At 43.3% G+C, this 17,358-nt stretch carries 19 protein-coding genes; 13 read left to right on the top strand and 6 right to left on the bottom strand.

The features are described from left to right. Positions 1–85 precede the first annotated feature (85 nt). Complete coding sequence (locus XZ46_RS25555) at positions 86–1,522, bottom strand: hypothetical protein (protein ID WP_008056084.1); 1,437 nt, start codon at positions 1,520–1,522, stop codon at positions 86–88. A gap of 3 nt (positions 1,523–1,525) precedes the next feature. Continuing rightward, positions 1,526–1,900, bottom strand: coding sequence for a hypothetical protein (locus XZ46_RS25550; RefSeq protein WP_006622824.1), 375 nt, complete (start codon positions 1,898–1,900; stop codon positions 1,526–1,528). 207 nt (positions 1,901–2,107) lie between these two features. On the opposite strand from XZ46_RS25550, the gene XZ46_RS25545 reads away from it, so the two are divergent. Continuing rightward, a complete protein-coding gene (locus XZ46_RS25545) occupies positions 2,108–2,422 on the top strand; it encodes a hypothetical protein (RefSeq protein ID WP_006622825.1) in 315 nt (104 codons plus the stop codon). Here XZ46_RS25545 and XZ46_RS25540 read toward each other — a convergent pair. The 3 genes from XZ46_RS25540 to XZ46_RS25530 form a co-directional block, all read right to left on the bottom strand. Further along, the gene (locus tag XZ46_RS25540; protein WP_008056085.1) at positions 2,368–4,374 is read right to left on the bottom strand and encodes a CHAT domain-containing protein; all 2,007 of its coding nucleotides are present in this window, start codon (positions 4,372–4,374) and stop codon (positions 2,368–2,370) included. The genes XZ46_RS25545 and XZ46_RS25540 overlap by 55 nt on opposite strands. Positions 4,375–4,382: 8 nt before the next feature. Further along, positions 4,383–4,634: a hypothetical protein gene (locus XZ46_RS25535; protein ID WP_006622828.1), complete on the bottom strand. Its 252-nt coding sequence runs from the start codon at positions 4,632–4,634 to the stop codon at positions 4,383–4,385. 89 nt (positions 4,635–4,723) lie between these two features. Further along, positions 4,724–5,326, bottom strand: a complete 603-nt coding sequence (locus tag XZ46_RS25530) for a CHAP domain-containing protein (RefSeq protein WP_006622829.1) — start codon at positions 5,324–5,326, stop codon at positions 4,724–4,726. Between the two features lie 392 nt (positions 5,327–5,718). Here XZ46_RS25530 and XZ46_RS25520 point away from each other — a divergent pair, with 392 nt between their 5' ends. The 12 genes from XZ46_RS25520 (at position 5,719) to argJ (ending at position 16,471) form a co-directional block, all read left to right on the top strand. After that, entirely contained in the window at positions 5,719–5,973 is a 255-nt protein-coding gene (locus tag XZ46_RS25520) for a pentapeptide repeat-containing protein (protein WP_006668922.1), read from the top strand. A 207-nt stretch (positions 5,974–6,180) separates the two neighbouring features. Further along, entirely contained in the window at positions 6,181–7,380 is a 1,200-nt protein-coding gene (gene corA, locus XZ46_RS25515; RefSeq protein ID WP_008056087.1) for a magnesium/cobalt transporter CorA, read from the top strand. A gap of 71 nt (positions 7,381–7,451) precedes the next feature. Next, positions 7,452–9,221 (top strand): serine/threonine-protein kinase, encoded by a 1,770-nt coding sequence (locus XZ46_RS25510; RefSeq protein WP_006622832.1) that lies wholly within the window; start codon positions 7,452–7,454, stop codon positions 9,219–9,221. Between the two features lie 44 nt (positions 9,222–9,265). Beyond that, positions 9,266–9,802: a CDP-diacylglycerol--glycerol-3-phosphate 3-phosphatidyltransferase gene (pgsA, locus tag XZ46_RS25505; RefSeq protein WP_006622833.1), complete on the top strand. Its 537-nt coding sequence runs from the start codon at positions 9,266–9,268 to the stop codon at positions 9,800–9,802. Between the two features lie 311 nt (positions 9,803–10,113). Continuing rightward, positions 10,114–11,013: a HAMP domain-containing protein gene (locus tag XZ46_RS25500; RefSeq protein WP_008056088.1), complete on the top strand. Its 900-nt coding sequence runs from the start codon at positions 10,114–10,116 to the stop codon at positions 11,011–11,013. A gap of 7 nt (positions 11,014–11,020) precedes the next feature. Beyond that, positions 11,021–12,076, top strand: a complete 1,056-nt coding sequence (locus XZ46_RS25495; RefSeq protein ID WP_006668920.1) for a sensor histidine kinase — start codon at positions 11,021–11,023, stop codon at positions 12,074–12,076. Between the two features lie 177 nt (positions 12,077–12,253). Beyond that, positions 12,254–13,846: a glycoside hydrolase family 57 protein gene (locus XZ46_RS25490; RefSeq protein WP_006622839.1), complete on the top strand. Its 1,593-nt coding sequence runs from the start codon at positions 12,254–12,256 to the stop codon at positions 13,844–13,846. A gap of 219 nt (positions 13,847–14,065) precedes the next feature. Then, positions 14,066–14,263 (top strand): glutamine synthetase inactivation factor IF7A, encoded by a 198-nt coding sequence (gene gifA / locus XZ46_RS25485; RefSeq protein WP_006668917.1) that lies wholly within the window; start codon positions 14,066–14,068, stop codon positions 14,261–14,263. A 54-nt stretch (positions 14,264–14,317) separates the two neighbouring features. After that, positions 14,318–14,515 (top strand): glutamine synthetase inactivation factor IF7A, encoded by a 198-nt coding sequence (gene gifA, locus XZ46_RS25480; protein WP_006668917.1) that lies wholly within the window; start codon positions 14,318–14,320, stop codon positions 14,513–14,515. A 54-nt stretch (positions 14,516–14,569) separates the two neighbouring features. Beyond that, the gene (gene gifA / locus XZ46_RS25475; RefSeq protein ID WP_006668917.1) at positions 14,570–14,767 is read left to right on the top strand and encodes a glutamine synthetase inactivation factor IF7A; all 198 of its coding nucleotides are present in this window, start codon (positions 14,570–14,572) and stop codon (positions 14,765–14,767) included. Positions 14,768–14,840: 73 nt separating this feature from the next. Further along, on the top strand, positions 14,841–15,035 hold the full coding sequence (gene gifA / locus XZ46_RS31100) for a glutamine synthetase inactivation factor IF7A (protein ID WP_006668916.1): 195 nt from the start codon (positions 14,841–14,843) through the stop codon (positions 15,033–15,035). A 194-nt stretch (positions 15,036–15,229) separates the two neighbouring features. Further along, complete coding sequence (argJ, locus tag XZ46_RS25470) at positions 15,230–16,471, top strand: bifunctional ornithine acetyltransferase/N-acetylglutamate synthase (protein WP_006622841.1); 1,242 nt, start codon at positions 15,230–15,232, stop codon at positions 16,469–16,471. A gap of 75 nt (positions 16,472–16,546) precedes the next feature. Here argJ and XZ46_RS25465 read toward each other — a convergent pair whose 3' ends face one another. Beyond that, positions 16,547–17,248 carry a Uma2 family endonuclease gene (locus XZ46_RS25465; RefSeq protein WP_006670568.1) on the bottom strand — a complete coding sequence of 234 codons (702 nt, stop codon included), beginning with the start codon at positions 17,246–17,248 and terminating at the stop codon, positions 16,547–16,549. Between the last annotated feature and the right edge of the window lie 110 nt (positions 17,249–17,358).

The raw sequence follows: 17,358 nt of genomic DNA, 5'->3' as shown, positions 1-17,358 counted from the left end.
TAGTCTGATTACTAGAATATGCTATCAGAGGGGGTTTGTCAAGGGGAAAATCTTAAAAAAACCTTAAATTCCTCAGCCTTGATGGTTATCGCTTTTTCAAGTAGTTATTATACCACTCAAGTAACCCACCATTGATAGAACCGACCACACCACCGACTAGCAGGAAGACGAAAAGACTCCAAAATAAGGCAGAAATTCCGGGATTTAAGATATATTGATTTTGGTCATCTTTCACCAGGAAACCTTGTTCAATATGACCGGAAACCGCCGAAGCGACAATACCTCCCGCACCCAGTCCAGCCCCGAGAATTTGGATGGTGTGTTCTAAGGAGCGATCGCATTCTGTTTGTTCAATTTCTACTAATCCGCGAATGGTGTTAATCAGTTCTGAAAACAAGTCTTGTCCGGGGATTAAATACTCTAAATCGACTTCTATTTGTTCGATAAATGTACTTCTGGCTTTGGCTTGAAACTCATGCAAAAAAGGCAAGTCATCTTCAGGTAAGGCGATATCTTCCAGTTCTTTCACACAGGTTTGATAGTTTTTTAAGTTGGTTTCAATGGTGTTTAAGTGGAGTTTAATCTCTTGAATATGGTTGAAATATTTAAAGGATAGTCGGGGTAGTTTGGTTAATTCCTGCTTTAAAATCTCTAGTTTTGGCGGGGTGGGTTCTGGTAATTCCTCAAGGATTTTGAGATGGGGGGATAATTGTTGATAGAGTTGTTTCGCCTGTTGATTACACCAACGGGACTGGCGATAAGCATAGAGGATTTTATGGCGACAACATAATAGATTAATCAAGGGTTCATAATATACCCCTTGGCTTTCTAACTGTTGAGTTTCCGGGGAATTATTCAACCAGATTAATAGATAATTGGTAGGGGTTTGATATTCAAAAATCGGACTCCCGAATAACTGACCCTCACTGGGGGGATGTTTTAATAAAAGTTCGGCTTCTGGGGTGGGAAATAATCCCCGAATACAAGCATTGAGGAAATGGCGATCGCTTTTATTTTCCGCCGCCATGGGTTCAGCCCAAAATAGGAGAGTTTGTCCCAAATCAGATTGGATAAAATCGGGATTTAAGCAATTGTGGGGATTGATAAATGTCTGCAATTCCGAGACTTTCACAACTGCTTCCGGTCGATAAAAAGTAATATCAACGGCGTAGGTATCATGAATTTGCAGCGGATACACTCCCCCCTGAATTTGAGGATAATTAGCATCCGGTTTCCCATAGAAATATAAAAAGGTATCTGGGTCAGGTTTCAACAGTGGGATATGGTCGGAGTTATTATCCGTTGACGCAAAATCAATTTTCCCGTCAGGTTTCTGGATTTGTTTAATCAAGTCTTTTAACTGAGGAGAACCCAATTTAATTCCCAATTCCCGGCATTTTTCCCACAGATGGTCTGATGTTTCAATGGGTTCATCTCCCGACTGCAAAATGTTTCGCAGTTGAAAGGCGATTAAGGTTAGCTTCGGGTTTTTCACAGTCTCTAACTGAGTATCGGCGACCATCTATTAATTATCAGTTGATGATTTCTTGGGGGGAGTTTGCTTAGTTGGCTGACTTTGCACAATGCTATTTTTTAATAACTCTTTAGTGATTCGAGGTTGGCTAGGAGTTGAAGAGAAGCTAGTAGTTCCGGCTAAACGTTGATCACTGGGTTCTGACTGCTGGCTATAAATATAGTTGTTCAATATTTGAAACTGACTATTCACAATATTATTATATTGTTCATACCACATAGATATAGCACTAGATAAGGTTTCAGTATCATCTGCTAAGGGTTCAATTAACTTAAGTAGTTCTTGACGTTTTGGGTCGGTAAACAATTGAGGCTGTTCCTGTAGGAGTTGGACAAAAGCGGCTAAGTTTTGTTCCTCAAAAGACATAGACTTATTTGAAAACGCATCATTATATCCATTGTATCAGATTTCTGGTTTGGGTGCGAATTTAGAAACCCGGTTTCTGGGACTTTGGTTAGATAGACAATGGGTAATCCCAGATGATAGAATAGGGTAGGGGGTGTCTCAACCATTAAAATTAGCTTTGCGAACCCCTAAAAATCCCCATTTATATAGTGCTTTGAGGAAAACAACATGACCGACTTAAAAGAAATCACTATTAAAGTTCCGATTGATATCGCCGAATATTATCGCCATGCTGACCAACTCGAAAAGCTACAGATAGAGACGAAGATTGCTTTTGTGCTAAAAAATCAATTGCTTTCCAGGACATCAGCTACAAACAAGCTGCGTCAAACCATGACAGAAATCGGAAAAAAAGCAGTTGATAACGGATTGACTCCCGAAATTTTAGCCAGTATTTTAAATGACATCGAATTTAGAAACCCGGTTTCTCAAAGAAACCGGGTTTCTGTAACTTTCCCCACCGCACAAAATGCCCCCCAGTAGTAGGGAGAAGCAAAGGGTTGATTATCTTTTATCTGTTGTAAAGACATCCTTAACTTCATTTTTTGGGCGGGTTTTATCCAATTTAATAAATCGGATTTCGTGACATTCCTTAACCATTTTTGGGCAGAATTTAAAGCGATCGCTACATTATATCCATCCCTTAATAATTCATAAAACCGAATCATTAATAACGCCGTGGAAATATCACTAACCGCCCAAAGGGAACTCACCACATTAGTCGAACCCGCCACCAAAAAGCCACTGGGTAAGCCGATATATTCATCACTGTTGGAGAGAATATCAATCAACCCCGTCTCGCAGGCGGAAAGCGTCACCAACCGACAGCAACCCAAATCGAAAGTAAACACATCCCCCAACGTTAAACATTGACTTAAATCAACAGTTTTGTTATCATTAACAGGTAGGTGGCAGTTGCGGTCAATCGGCGAGGGAGGCGGTTCTAGGTAGCAGTTGGCGAGTAATAAAGCCGACAGTAGGGGATTGGCAAAATTAAAATAACCGTGGCAGGAAAAATGGTGACAATGGGCTGATTTTAGTTTCCTTTGGTGTGCAGAATTTAACTCGGTTTTGGTCGCCTTTTTGTGAGCTAAAATAGTCTGGGGTTGAAAATCGCTGGAAATGGTCTGAACTTCTAAGTTGGTAAACTCTAAATCTTCCGTGGGATTTTGGATGGCAAAAAGTTCGGAAAAATTCTGGCGATCGCGATTATTTGCCGTTTGCAGAAGTTGACAACTGGGTGCATAACTAACCCCGCCGGAAAATCGATCCATTAAATAGGTGATATTTCCCCCCGATAGGTCGAGAGGGATAGCGTGAAGGGGGAATAAATGCAGGAAGCGGTTAGGAATTAAAACCAGGCGATCGCATTTGTTAGCCGTCTTCTGGATAGTCGCGAGCAGTTCATGAATATGGAGAATTTCCCCCAGTTTTTGCAGGCGGGAAATCAGGCTATTTTGCCAATTTTGACTCGTGCGGTTTTGATAAGCATTTAAGTAGTCATTAGCCCACTGGATTAATTGCTGATAATCTGCTGGACTAGACTGCCAGAGTGTCACCCTTTCCCCGTCGGTTGCGGTGGGTTTTGTCGGGGGTGTGACGATAAACACCAAAAAGCGATCGCTCAAAATATACCATTCTAAAATCGCCGTATTTTCCCCTGTTAACGCTTGAATTTCTGCAAAAGGCATAGGCTGAACCTTTTGGGTGCGGCGGAATTCCGGGTCAATGGGGGTAATATCAAGGTTAATCAGGCGATCGAGTTGTTCCTGAAGTTGGTAGAGGCGGCTGCGGTCTGGCGGTGAAGTTGGCGCGGTGGTGACATTAGCGCCGCGTTCTCCCATTGTTGTGCCGCCAAAGTTGTCGCGGTTGCGTTCTTCAATTTCCAGGCGACGTTGTTCGGTTTCGATATCTCCACGCAGGCGGGTGAGTTCATCGAGGACGGTTTGGGGAATATCGCCTTTGGGGTAAAGGTCACGGGTTGCCATGAGTTCAACCAGGTTACAGGTTTTGCTGCGTTCCACATATTCAATGGCGGCGGTATAGTTTTTCAGTTCGATGCAAACTTCGACCATGTGTTGATAAAGTGTCTGCCATTCTTCGGCTAATTTCTGTTTATCTGCATCTCCCCCTTTAACAATTTCTGTCCGGATATCTTCGACGGTTTCAATGGCATTATCAAAGGTATCATAAGCGAGTTGCCATTGTTTTAATTCTTGATAAGCAACCCCTAAATTAAATGATGTTGTTAGATAATCGTAAGGGAATGCTTGGCGGGTGATAACTTCTAAAGCCTCTTGATAGTAAGCGATCGCCTTTTCAATATTCTCGGCACGCTGACCTAACGGGAATTTTGCTATTAAATCGCCAAATATCACAATAATAATCCCACGCTTCCTGAATATGGCGATTATTTTCAAATCTAAGTATAGCATCACTATAGCTAAGTGTCAACCCCAGAGAAACCCGGTTTCTTCGAGAACCGGGTTTCTTTATCCGCCATTAAATCATCAACAGTCACTGGTTGAGTTTTACCCTGTTTATATTCAGCATGAGCCTCAACAATACTCTCAGCAATTTCTTTCCGCCTTTTTTCGGATAATCGTTTTTGCAGAATTTCAATTAAAAAATCTTGCTCGGACTCCGACAGAGACTCTGCTAGTTCCAAAACTTGATGAAAATTAGCTGGTGGCATAATCCTCTGATGTGGTAAGTATTAACAGTTAGTGATTAGATACCAAGAAGCACTCATAAACCCAGTTTTCGAGAACCGGGTTTTTTTTACTAAGAAGAAGAATCACGGCGAGTCAAAGCATCTAAGAGGTTGCGGTGATATTCTGGGACTGTATCAGTTGGCGTGGGTTGACTGGTTTCAGGAGTCGGGGGAGTTGGAGTAGTGTTTTGGGTTGCAGGTGCTGGTGTAGGCTGTTGTTTATAAGCCGGACGACCATAACCCATAATCCCCCCAGGACGACGTTGGCGACGCATGACTGCTCCGCCATTAGATTCATTACCAACCGCTGTGTTACCCTCAATACTGGTGACACTACCATCAGAATGAATAGTTTCTACAATTCCCACATGATCAGAGATGCCGTCCCCCTGCCAACAGTAAAATACCACATCCCCAACCTGTGGCTGAGAAAACCATCGGCCCTGTCTCTGAAACCAATGTACCCCATCTTGACAATAGGCAAATCCTTTGGAGGTGCGAATTGGTAGGGTCAGACCCGCGCGATCGAAGCAGTAGGACACGAAAATCGCGCACCAAGGCACATGATTCATACCATACCACTGACCATATTTATTTTGATTACTGTGTGGGGGTGATTCAGTGTAGCCTATTTCCGCCACAGCCACTCGCAGAACATCATTTGCTGTCGTCATGGTAGAATTTTCCTTTACTATTTATCTTAGTTATATCTCAATTATCAAATCATTAGTTTAGTTTTTGGTCTCCAATTAGCACAGTTTCTCAACTGTCCTGATACCCAGAACCCCTGGCACTACTAAAAATCTCCGCTGCCACCATCATTTTACAACAGTATTGATCTAGATCACTGTCTTAGTCCACTCAAATCACTCTCCGAATTGATCAAATTCACCAACCTTTAGCCATAATATCACAGAAATTGTCTGTCATCTGCCGCATAATGGAAACCATAACAGGGAGCCGGGAATCAGGAGTTAAAAGGACTCTACCCTTAGCGTCAGTGGTCTGTTTAATAACTGTCCTGGTAACTGCTATATCAAAGCACCAAATCTGGGGAGACAGTATCATGAAAGCTAATGGTTCCAAAAAGTCGTTTTTTATTAATCTCAAAGGTGCGGATCTGACTAATGCTAATTTGGCGGGTATTAATTTGGGTAAGGCAGATTTAGAACACGCTATTTTTGAGGGTGCTAATCTGCAAGATGCTGATTTTAGTCAGGTTCGCAATTTGCGAGTTTCCCAAATTAAACAGGCTGTAAATTGGCAATCTGCTCGTTATCATCAATCTCTTCAACAAGAATTAGGTATCGCCAACTATTGAAAGAAGCAAATCGGGACGCAACGACTGAAATAGTGTTGCGTCCACAGTTAGTCTGAGATAAATTATGATTTAATGATATGGGATAGACTCAATCTGGCTAGTGAAATTAACTTGTTAACCATAATTTAAACAATTGGTCATCCCGCAACTGCGATCGCCTATTTAAACTTAGAGGGAATTTCGATACAATAATCATCATAGTAATTTATGGCGATCGTATATTTTATGACCTCAAATGTCAAACCCCCATCTAGTCCCGACCCAGAATTAGAAATCACCGAAGAAGACGAAGAACAATCAGAGTTAGACTATTTTTTTGACGAACCCGGAACCCTCCCCGGAACCCTAGACCTGAAAAGTGATGCAGTTCCTCCTCAACTGGTGGTAATTGAGTACAACCAGACTACTGCTATGCGTACTATCATCAACAGTCCCTCAGAATATACTCGTTATCATGATTCTGAATGTATATCCTGGTTAGATATACAAGGTTTAGGAAACTTAGAAACCTGGCGACAGATGACCGAAATTTTTAACCTTCATCCCATTGCTTTAGAAGATGTGGTGAATGTTCCTCAGCGTCCGAAAGTTGTTTATTATGACAATCCCGATCATGTAGTAATTATCGCTTGGATGGTCATGTTAAGTCCCCGGTCTCAAAAATTACATAAAGAACAGGTTAGTATTATTTTAGGGGAACATTATGTAATCACAGTTCAAGAAAAGCCTAAATATGACTGTTTAGAACCTGTCAGAAATCGGATTCGCCAAAATCAAGGTAATATTACCAAATATGGCACGGACTATCTGGCTTATGCTATTTTAGACGCGATTATTGATGAATTTTTCCCGGTCTTAGAAGTCTATAGCGATATGCTAGAAGATTTAGAGGATGAGGTTTTGTTTCAGCCACAATCCAAAACCATGCAGAATATCTATAAAACGAAACGGGATCTGATTGTTTTACGTCGCGCGATCTGGTATCAGCGAGAATCCTTAAATATCCTGATTCGCGACAAAAATAAATTGGTCAGCAAAAAAGTGCGAGTTTATCTGAGAGACTGTTATGATAATACAGTCAATATTCGCGATATGCTGGAGACTTACCGGGAGTTAGCCTCAGATCTGATTAGTATTTACCTGTCGTCTATGGGAAACCGCATGAATGAAATCATGAAAGTTTTAACGGTCATCTCGACAATTTTTATTCCCCTAACCTTTGTTGTCGGTGTCTATGGAATGAACTTTGACCCGGAAACCTCCCCCTGGAATATGCCAGAATTAAAATCCTATTATGGTTATCCAATATCCCTAGCATTAATGGCAATTATGGCGGGTAGTTTAATTTACTTTTTTTGGAAACGAGGTTGGTTTAATGATTTCTCCCAATTTGACCGCGACCATTAGTGAAAATCTGGGTAATTCCGCAAATAGCCACTATTTGACTGTTTTTTGTTCACCTTCACAGCTAACTTACTATGAAAACTGAACAGATAATTGCTGGACGCTATCGAATCATCAAATGCTTAGGAGAAGGGGGATTTAGTACCACATACTTAGCCATAGATCAGCAAAATTCGGCTAATTCTCCCTGTGTGGTTAAACACTTCTCCCCCCAATGGAAAGGTCGGGAAAGTCTCGCCAAAGCCTCGGAACTATTTGAACTAGAAGCCACCCGTTTAGAAAATCTCGGTAAACATCCACAAATCGCCCAAATTTTTAATTACTTTAAAGTTGACAATAGCCAGTATTTGGTGCTAGAATATATTGAGGGTGATAATTTATCGGAAATCCTCGCCAAGAGGGGAGTATTTAACGAGTCTCAAATTCGCTACCTACTGGCTAACTTATTGCCAGTGCTAGAATTTGTACATTCCGAGAATATTATCCACCGAGACATCAAACCAGAGAATATTATCCGTTCTGCTAACGGACAATTGGTGCTGGTAGACTTTGGCGCAGCTAAAGAGGCGATCGGTAGTGCTTTACTACGCACAGGAACTATAATTGGCACACCGGAATATATTGCTCCGGAACAACTAAGAGGAAAAGCCTCGTTTGCTAGTGATTTATATAGTCTAGGTGTCACTTGTATACATCTACTCACGCAAATGTCACCGTTCGACTTATTTGATACTGGAGAATTTTGCTGGGTGTGGCATCATTATTTAGTGAATAATCCCATCAGTGATGAACTGACAAAAATTCTGAATCGGCTGATTGAAGATGCGACTAATAACCGCTATCAATCAGCGTCAGAAGTTCTGCAAGATCTAAATGCTCGTAGTAACCAACTTAGCGTAATTACGCAACCAGTTAGCTTCCCCTCGGCTAAAAATAGTGTGGGTTGGAAACGTCCCCAAACTTTGAGCGACTATTGGAGTTCTGTATCTTGTGTCGCCTTTAGTCCCGATGGTAATATTTTGGCGGGAGGTAGTTTCGATCGCACTATTCGACTATGGCGACCACAGACGGGAGAATTTATGATATCTTTACTAGGATCTTCTCAACCCATTCTGGCGATCGCCTTTAGTCCAGATGGAAAACTCTTAGCGGGGGGTAGTGGTGACGGTCAGATTCATCTATGGAACCTAGAAAACAGCGAAGAAGTGATCGCCATTGCGGCTCATGAAACCGACCGAGTTTCCATGTCTATCACCTTTAGTCCCAAAGGCGATATTATTGCCAGTGGTAGTGACGATGGAACCGTGAAAATCTGGAAACTTTCCACCTGTCAACTATGCCACACCTTACAACATTCGCGGGGGATTAATGGCATTGCCATTTCAGCCAATGGGGAACTGTTAGCAGCAGCCAGTAGCGATAATTCTATCCACCTATGGGAGGTAAATAGTACCGAACACCTAGGGCAACTTTTAGGACATGAGCGGGACATTAATGCGATCGCTTTTAGTCCCAATAGTCAAATCCTCGCCTCAGCCAGTAGTGACAACACCATCAAACTATGGGATATGGAAACTCAGCAACTCCTAAAAACCTTAACCGGACACGAAGACTGGGTGAGAACTGTTGCATTTATTCGCTCTCCCGACCAAGACCGAAAATCACTGCTAGTCAGTGGTAGTGCCGATCGCACCATCAAAATTTGGGATCTCGACCAAGGAAAAGCCATTGATACCCTAGTAGGACACACCAAAGATATTAATGCGATCGCCATCAGTCCCAATCATCGCACCATCGCCAGTGGTAGTAGTGACAACACCATCAAAATTTGGCGACGGGAATAGTTTTTACAAACCCAATAGCCATCAAACCCCAAATTCCATCAACCATGAATTTACCCACATTAATCACCACCTCCCGTCTCTTAGGGATTCCCTTTATCTTGTGGACTTTAGAGCAACCGACCCCAGAAAATCGCTGGCTCTGTCTAGGTATTTTTATCATCGTCGCCGCCACCGATTGGCTAGATGGCTACCTAGCCAGAAAACTGAACCAAGTCACAGACCTAGGAAAAATCCTCGATCCTCTCGTAGATAAATTACTGGTATTAGCTCCCCTGTTAGCACTGGTAGAAATCGGCGAAATTCCCGCCTGGGGAGTGTTTCTGATTTTGGGGAGAGAATTAGCGATCGCTGGGTGGCGAGTTAATCAAACCCAAATTTCCGGAGCCAACCTGCTAGGAAAAATCAAGACCGTTGTGCAAATAGTCGCCATTGCTTTATTAATTGCTCCCCTTTCCCCCATTTGGGAAACAATTGCGATCGGCATATTTTGGCTCGCCGTAGCCATCACCTTAATTTCCGGTCTAATTTATATTTTACCCCCCATACCCAGCCAACAAACCCCCCCAAATCATTCTAGCTAATTTCAGTAAAACCGGAACTTTTCCCAGTGAACTTTCACCACCCGAACAGCCTAACAAATTCACAAGTTCTGTTAAAATACTTATAGACACCTGCTCTCAGGTGTGCATTCCCCTAGAAGCAGGGTGTAGGGTGTTAGGTATAGGGGGGTCAATACACCAATAATAACTTGATCTTAATAATTTTCTGCTTTTATCTTTAGGTGTTCTCGTGAGTTTATCTATGGTTTTTCTCCCCAATTGTTGTGCCAAAATTAACGCCGTAACTACCAATTTGGATAACTTGATAACTAGGTTTATCATAGGTGATTTACATGGGAAAGTTTCAGGGTAAACGAGTTTCGCTAGTCCAAAAACTCACTATAGCCATGACCCGGTTAGTCATCATAGTAGTAACCAGCGTCACTTGGCTTTCCCTTCAGCTTCAGCAACACAGTTTTAAACAAGAACTAGAACAACAGGCTAATATATTACTAGAAACCATCTCCATTGCGTCCGCTGAACCTTTGGAAGTTTCTGATGTTCAGTTTCTCACCCGACTAATGGAGCAACTAGGAACTGCTCAAATTTTAGTTTCCGGTCATATCTATCAAGCCGAAGGTAGGGTAATTGCAGATGTCTATAACTCGGAGATTTTTACCAATGATATCGACCTGAAACCTGGGGTTGTGGAGTTACTGAAAACCTCAGAAACCCTGTTGAATTGGCAGTATGACAATCAACAACTATTGGTAGGAAAAGCCGTTACCTTCAACGGTAAAATCGTGGGTGCTGTCAGTGTCGGACTCTCGACGCAACCCTTAGAAAATAAAATGGCAACCGTCCGCAATCAGGGTTTAATTATTGCTATGATTGCCGCCATTGCTGGAGCTTGTCTCGCCTCGATAATTAGCCGTTCAATTACTGAACCCCTTAAACAAATGACCGCCGCCACCAAAGAATTAGCCGCCGGAGATTTAGAGTTAAAAATCGACTTACAAAGCCAAGATGAACTTCAGGTTTTAGCGGATTCTTTTAACAAAATGACTAAACAATTGCGAGATTTAGTCGAAAGCAAGGAACAACTAATCACCAGCTTAGAACTACGAGCGGAAGCACTCCGAAAAAGTGAGGTTAAAAACAGAGCATTGCTTAATGCTATCCCCGATTTAATGCTAAGATTTAATCAAGAGGGTCTGGTTTTAGACTTTCAAGCATCTAGGCGAATTAATTAAGTCAATTTTGGATTATCTACACCAGAGTATTTATGATTTATTGCCGAATAATTTGGCTAATCTTTATCTAAAAAATGTCAATAAAGCTCTAATTACTCAGGAAGTACAAGTATTTGAATATGAATGGTTTTTTGATGAAAAACGCCATCATTTTGAAGCCAGAATTGTCGTGAGTGGAGAAAGTGAAGTTTTGGCAATCATCCGTGATATTACCCAAAGTAAATTAGCTCAAATTGAATTACAACGAGCTAAAGATGCTGCCGAAAGCGCCAACCATGCTCAAAGTGAATTTCTAGCCAGCATGAGTCATGAACTGCGTACACCGTTAAATGCCATTATTGGTTATAGCGAACTTTTGCGAGAAGATGCTGTGGATTTTGGCTATACAGATTTTATTCCCGACCTGGATCAAATTCGAGCATCAGGACTGCATCTGTTAACTATTATTCAAGATATTTTAGATATTTCCAAATTAGAATCAGGGATGATGACGGTTTGCTTAGAAAACTTTAATATTGCCACCTTAATCAAAGAAATCGAAGCACTGGTGCAGCCATTATTCCCCAAAAATCATAACCAACTTAAAGTCAACTGTACCCCTGATGTTGAGGGAATGTATGCCGATCGCATCAAAGTCAAACAAGTATTGCTTAACCTTCTGAGTAACGCCGCCAAATTCACAGAAAATGGCTTGGTCAACTTAAATGTGATTTATATAGGTCAGCTTGACACCAAAATCTCGGCCTACCTGCGGGAAAATTTAGCCTCATCAGTCTTAGTGAATGACGAACACCAATTACAAGGTGGGGTGGCTTTTGAGGTCATCGATACGGGAATTGGCTTGACCACAGAACAGATGACCAAAATCTTTGAACCCTTCGAGCGAGCGGATAACTCCACCACCCGCCGCTACGAAGGAACCGGGTTAGGACTATCAATCAGCAAAAGATTTTGTGAGTTAATGGGAGGAGCCATCACCGTGGCCAGTGAAATCGGCGAAGGGTCAACCTTTACGGCATATTTCCCCCTAGTTATGGGTGAAAACACATTTACGGGAATGTGACACCCCAAGAAATCAGGCGATCGCTTCCCAATCGCCAATTTCATCAAAGCGCGGCTCGACCAATTCCGGTAGAATTAACATTGTCCTGTGATTACCATAGTGATTTAAAATCTTAACATATTGTGAATCCACCGGGACCCCAACTCCCTATAAATCCTTAATTTGCCCTAAATCATTATGTCTATTGGCTATCTCGCCCTGGTACTCCATGCTCACCTACCCTTTGTCAGACACCCCGAAAGTGACTATGTATTAGAGGAAGAGTGGTTATTTGAAGCCATTACCGAAACCTATATTCCTCTGATCCAAATGTTTGAAGGGCTCAAACGTGATCGCATTGAATTCAAAATGACCATGAGCCTGACCCCCCCTCTGGTGTCCATGCTCCGCGATCCGCTTTTGCAAGAACGCTACGACCAACACTTAGCCAAACTACAGGAATTGGTCGAGAAAGAAGTTGACCACAACCAACACAATGACCATCTAGTTTATCTAGCCAAACATTATATTGAAGAATTTGCCGAAGCCCGTACCCTCTGGGAAAGATATAGCGGGGATTTAGTTACAGCCTTTAAGCAATTCCAAGACAGCAACAACCTAGAGATTATCACCTGTGGAGCCACCCACGGCTATCTACCCCTAATGAAAATGTACCCCCAAGCGGTACACGCCCAAATCCAAGTCGCCTGCGAACACTACGAAGAAAACTTTGGTCGCCCCCCTAGAGGTATCTGGCTGCCAGAATGCGCCTATTATAATGGTTTGGAAACGATTGTAGCCGACTGTGGTTTACGCTACTTTCTCACCGATGGCCATGGGGTACTCTATGCCCAACCCCGTCCCCGATTTGGTACCTATGCCCCCATTTTTACGGAAACCGGAGTCGCCGTTTTTGCTCGCGACCATGAATCATCCCAGCAGGTCTGGTCTTCCCAGGTGGGATATCCCGGCTCTCCCGAATATAGAGAGTTTTATAAAGATTTAGGTTGGGAAGCTGAATATGAATATATTAAACCCTATATCATGCCCAACGGTCAACGGAAAAATACGGGCATCAAATATCACAAAATTACTGGGCGCGACTTAGGACTAGCAGATAAAGAACTCTATGACCCCTATTGGGCTAAACAAAAAGTCGCGGAACACGCTGCCAATTTTATGTTTAACCGAGAGCGCCAGGTTGAACACCTACAGGGGATTATGCAGCGCCCCCCCATTATTGTCTCTCCCTATGATGCGGAACTTTTCGGACACTGGTGGTATGAAGGACCTTGGTTCCTAGATCTTCTGTTCCGCAAGACTTGGTTTGATCAAGATGTTTACGCGATGACCCATCTAGCTGATTATTTACAGACTTACCCCACCCAGCAGGTCTGTCGTCCGGCTCAGTCGAGTTGGGGTTATAAGGGATTTCATGAATATTGGCTTAACCATACTAACTCCTGGATATATCCCCATTTACATAAAGCGACAGAGCGCATGATTTCCCTCGCTTGTCGAGAAGCGCTTAATGAGTTGGAACTGCGGGCTCTCAATCAGGCGGCGCGGGAATTGCTGCTGGCTCAATCCTCTGACTGGGCTTTTATTATCAGTTCTGGGACTATGGTTCCCTATGCTGTGCGCCGCACTAAATCCCATCTCATGCGCTTTAACAAGATTTATGAGGATATCAAGATCGGTAAAATTGATGCGGGATGGCTCCAAAAGGTGGAAACTCTCGATAATATCTTCCCCAACATTAACTATCGGGTCTATCGACCTGTGATGTAGCCTCACCCCTACCCCCGCTCTAACCCTCCTATCATCCTATCAACCCTAGCCACTAAGGGGGCTGGGGCTTTTTTGTCAGAATGCGATCGCTAATTTAGCCCGAAACTAATGTTAAATTTTGTAAACTTCTGGTATTCTGTAAAATAGACTACAGAATTTTATAGTATAGTAGTAAGCGTGGGGGAAAAAACCCACTCAAATCACTAGGAGACAAAAATCATGGGTACTCAGGACCAAGCACGAGCTTTAATGATGGGTCATCACCAAAATATCAAGAACCGTCAGCAATCTATGCTCAACCGTTCGGCTCAAGAAGTAGGTATCGACGATGTGGGCGATTATTATAGCACCATCCAAGGGAAACCTAACTCCAATTCAAGTATGAGTTACGATCGCAGTTCCTCATCAATGAGTTAAAGCACTTCAACCCTTTTTCAATCAGTTAATTCCATATACTAGGAGACAAAAATCATGGGTACTCAGGACCAAGCACGGGCGTTAATGATGGGTCATCACCAAAATATCAAGAACCGTCAGCAATCTATGCTCAACCGTTCGGCTCAAGAAGTAGGTATCGACGATGTGGGCGATTATTATAGCACCATCCAAGGGAAACCTAACTCCAATTCAAGTATGAGTTACGATCGCAGTTCCTCATCAATGAGTTAAAGCACTTCAACCCTTTTTCAATCAGTTAATTCCATATACTAGGAGACAAAAATCATGGGTACTCAGGACCAAGCACGAGCTTTAATGATGGGTCATCACCAAAATATCAAGAACCGTCAGCAATCTATGCTCAACCGTTCGGCTCAAGAAGTAGGTATCGACGATGTGGGCGATTATTATAGCACCATCCAAGGGAAACCTAACTCCAATTCAAGTATGAGTTACGATCGCAGTTCCTCATCAATGAGTTAAAGGACTGCAACCCTTTTTAAATTCCTCATTTCAATCTGACTTAATAAATATCAATTAGCGGGAGACCAAAACCATGTGTACTCAAGATGAAGCCAGGGCGCTAATGATGCGTCATCATCATAACATCAAGAACCGTCAGCAATCTATGCTCAACCGTTCGGCGCAGGAAGTAGGTATCGATGTTGGGGATTATTATAGCACGATTCAAGGCAAACCCCATTCCGACTCACGGGATAACTACGATCGCTCCCGAGCTTCGATGAGTTAAAATTTCAACACCACGAAAAATTGAAAAATCTTTGTCCCCACCCCCACCTAGCCGTCTTCAGGTGGGGGATAGTTAATTATCCATGAATTTGTTTGTGCAAATCCCCACTGTAGCAATCCCGCTGGGTGGGGATTTTCAATTAAAACTTGGTATAATGCCTTCTGCTCAAGAGTAGATGCTAGAAGGCGAAACCTATGTCAGAGTGGCAAAAGATTGATGGTGGCATCACCGCACCCAAGGGATATAAAGCCAGTGGAATCACCGCCGGGCTCAAACCTTCTGGAGCGCCAGACTTAGCGTTGATTATATCAGATGTAGAGGCGATCGCAGCGGGGGTATTTACGACATCCCAAGTGCGCGCCGCCTGTGTAGATTATTGTCGGCAAAAGTTAGAAGCGAAACCCAGTGTGCGGGCGATTTTATGTAATTCCGGTCAAGCCAACGCCGGGACAGGACAGCAGGGGTGGGAAGATGCCCAAGATAGTGCGAAAGCCTTGGCGGCGGCGTTAAATATTGATCCAGATTCGATTTTACTAGCTTCCACCGGAGTCATCGGTAAACGGATTAAAATGGAGGAACTCATAGCAGCCATTCCCCAATTAGTGTCTGAGGTTTCCGAAAACGGCGGGACAGCGGCAGCCGGGGCAATTATGACGACGGATTTGGTGATGAAATCCATTGCTTTAGAAACTCAATTTGGCGATCGCCCGGTGCGGATTGGTGGCATTGCCAAAGGTTCGGGGATGATTCATCCTAATATGGCAACAATGCTGGCTTTTGTCACCTGTGATGCTGCGGTTTCTCCTCCTCTGTGGCAAGAAATGCTGACTAGGGCTGCCAATCGTAGTTTTAATCAAATTACAGTTGATGGGGATACTAGCACCAACGACACGCTGATTGCTTTAGCTAATGGTCAGTCCCGCACTCCGGCAATTACTGGACCCGGACCTGATGCTGATAAATTAGAAGCGATGCTGACAGCAGTTTGTGAACATTTAGCTAAGGCGATCGCCAGAGATGGAGAAGGGGCTACCTGTTTAATTGAAGTGCAGGTAACTGGCGCACCCACAGAAGCAGCGGCGGCTATGGTTGCTAAAACTATTGTTGGGTCTTCTTTATTAAAGGCGGCGATTTTCGGTTGTGACCCTAATTGGGGAAGAATTGCGGCTGCAGCCGGACGGGCTGGGGTTCGTTTTGACCAGGATAAGTTAGAGATTTCCTTGGGTGAGTTTCAACTGATGAAAAATGGTCAGCCTTTAGCTTTTGATGCAGCTGCAGCCAGTAATTATTTAAAACTGGCTAAAACTGCGGCTTATCTTCAGGAAGATACAGTGTTAATCAAGGTTAAAATTGGTGATGAGCCAGGAAGTAGTAAGGCTTGGGGATGTGACCTTAGCTATGATTATGTGAAAATTAATGCAGAATACACTACTTAATTGGTCTTGACCTGATCAACCCGGTTGCTCACAGAAACCGGGTTGATTGTTCCGACAAATATCAACTATTCGCGCTCACAGGGTTTCTGGATCGATACCCAATTCCCGGAGTTTCGCCAAGGCGCGATCGCGTTCTTGTTTTGCCTTATCCCGTTCTTGTTGTGCCTCATTGCGTTCTTGTTGTGCGCGATCGCGTTCATCAAACAAATCCCCCGGTTCTTTGAACAATTCCCCATTAGGGTGATACACTGCTAAACCATCATCAAACAGCTCAAAGCGAATGTTCAACAGTGGAGAAGTCCAGGGGAAATCTAGGGGGGTAATTAACACCAAGCTATCTTCGGGGGTAGCCCGTTGAAAACCCCAAAAATTATGGGATTGGGGATTATAAAAATACATCTCCAGCACGCCATACTGTTGATAAAATTGTTGTTTGGCAGCCATTTCGCTCATGGTGTTACTGGGAGAGAGGATCTCAAACACCACTTGCGGCGGAATGTTGTCTTCTTCCCACTGTTTATAACTACCGCGCGCGCCATCAGGACGACCTAACACCACCATCGCATCAGGGGCTTGTCTGGGAGCGGGGGGACGTTCTACCTGGACGGGATACCAGAGTAAATCCCCCGCCACAAAAGCTACCTGTGACTTGAGAAGTTGTTTAAGGTTGCTGACTAGCCGCACAATCCAGCCATACTGGAGGGTATTTTCCGCCATCGGTTTACCATCAGAGTCGGGGTAGAGGATATGAGGGGGGATAGGAGTTTGAACCATCATTCAGTACCCGGATGAATCAATATTCACCTATTATATAGCGACCCTAGAACGGTTGTGGAATCAGCCCTCGCCCTCAATCTGAATCCCAGAGAGGGAGAGGAACTTTTGCT

It is taken from the genome of Limnospira indica PCC 8005, from assembly GCF_000973065.1.
In the GTDB taxonomy this organism is placed as follows: domain Bacteria; phylum Cyanobacteriota; class Cyanobacteriia; order Cyanobacteriales; family Microcoleaceae; genus Limnospira; species Limnospira fusiformis.
Note: the sequence above shows the minus strand (reverse complement) of the source record. Positions and strands in the feature narration are given on the sequence as shown.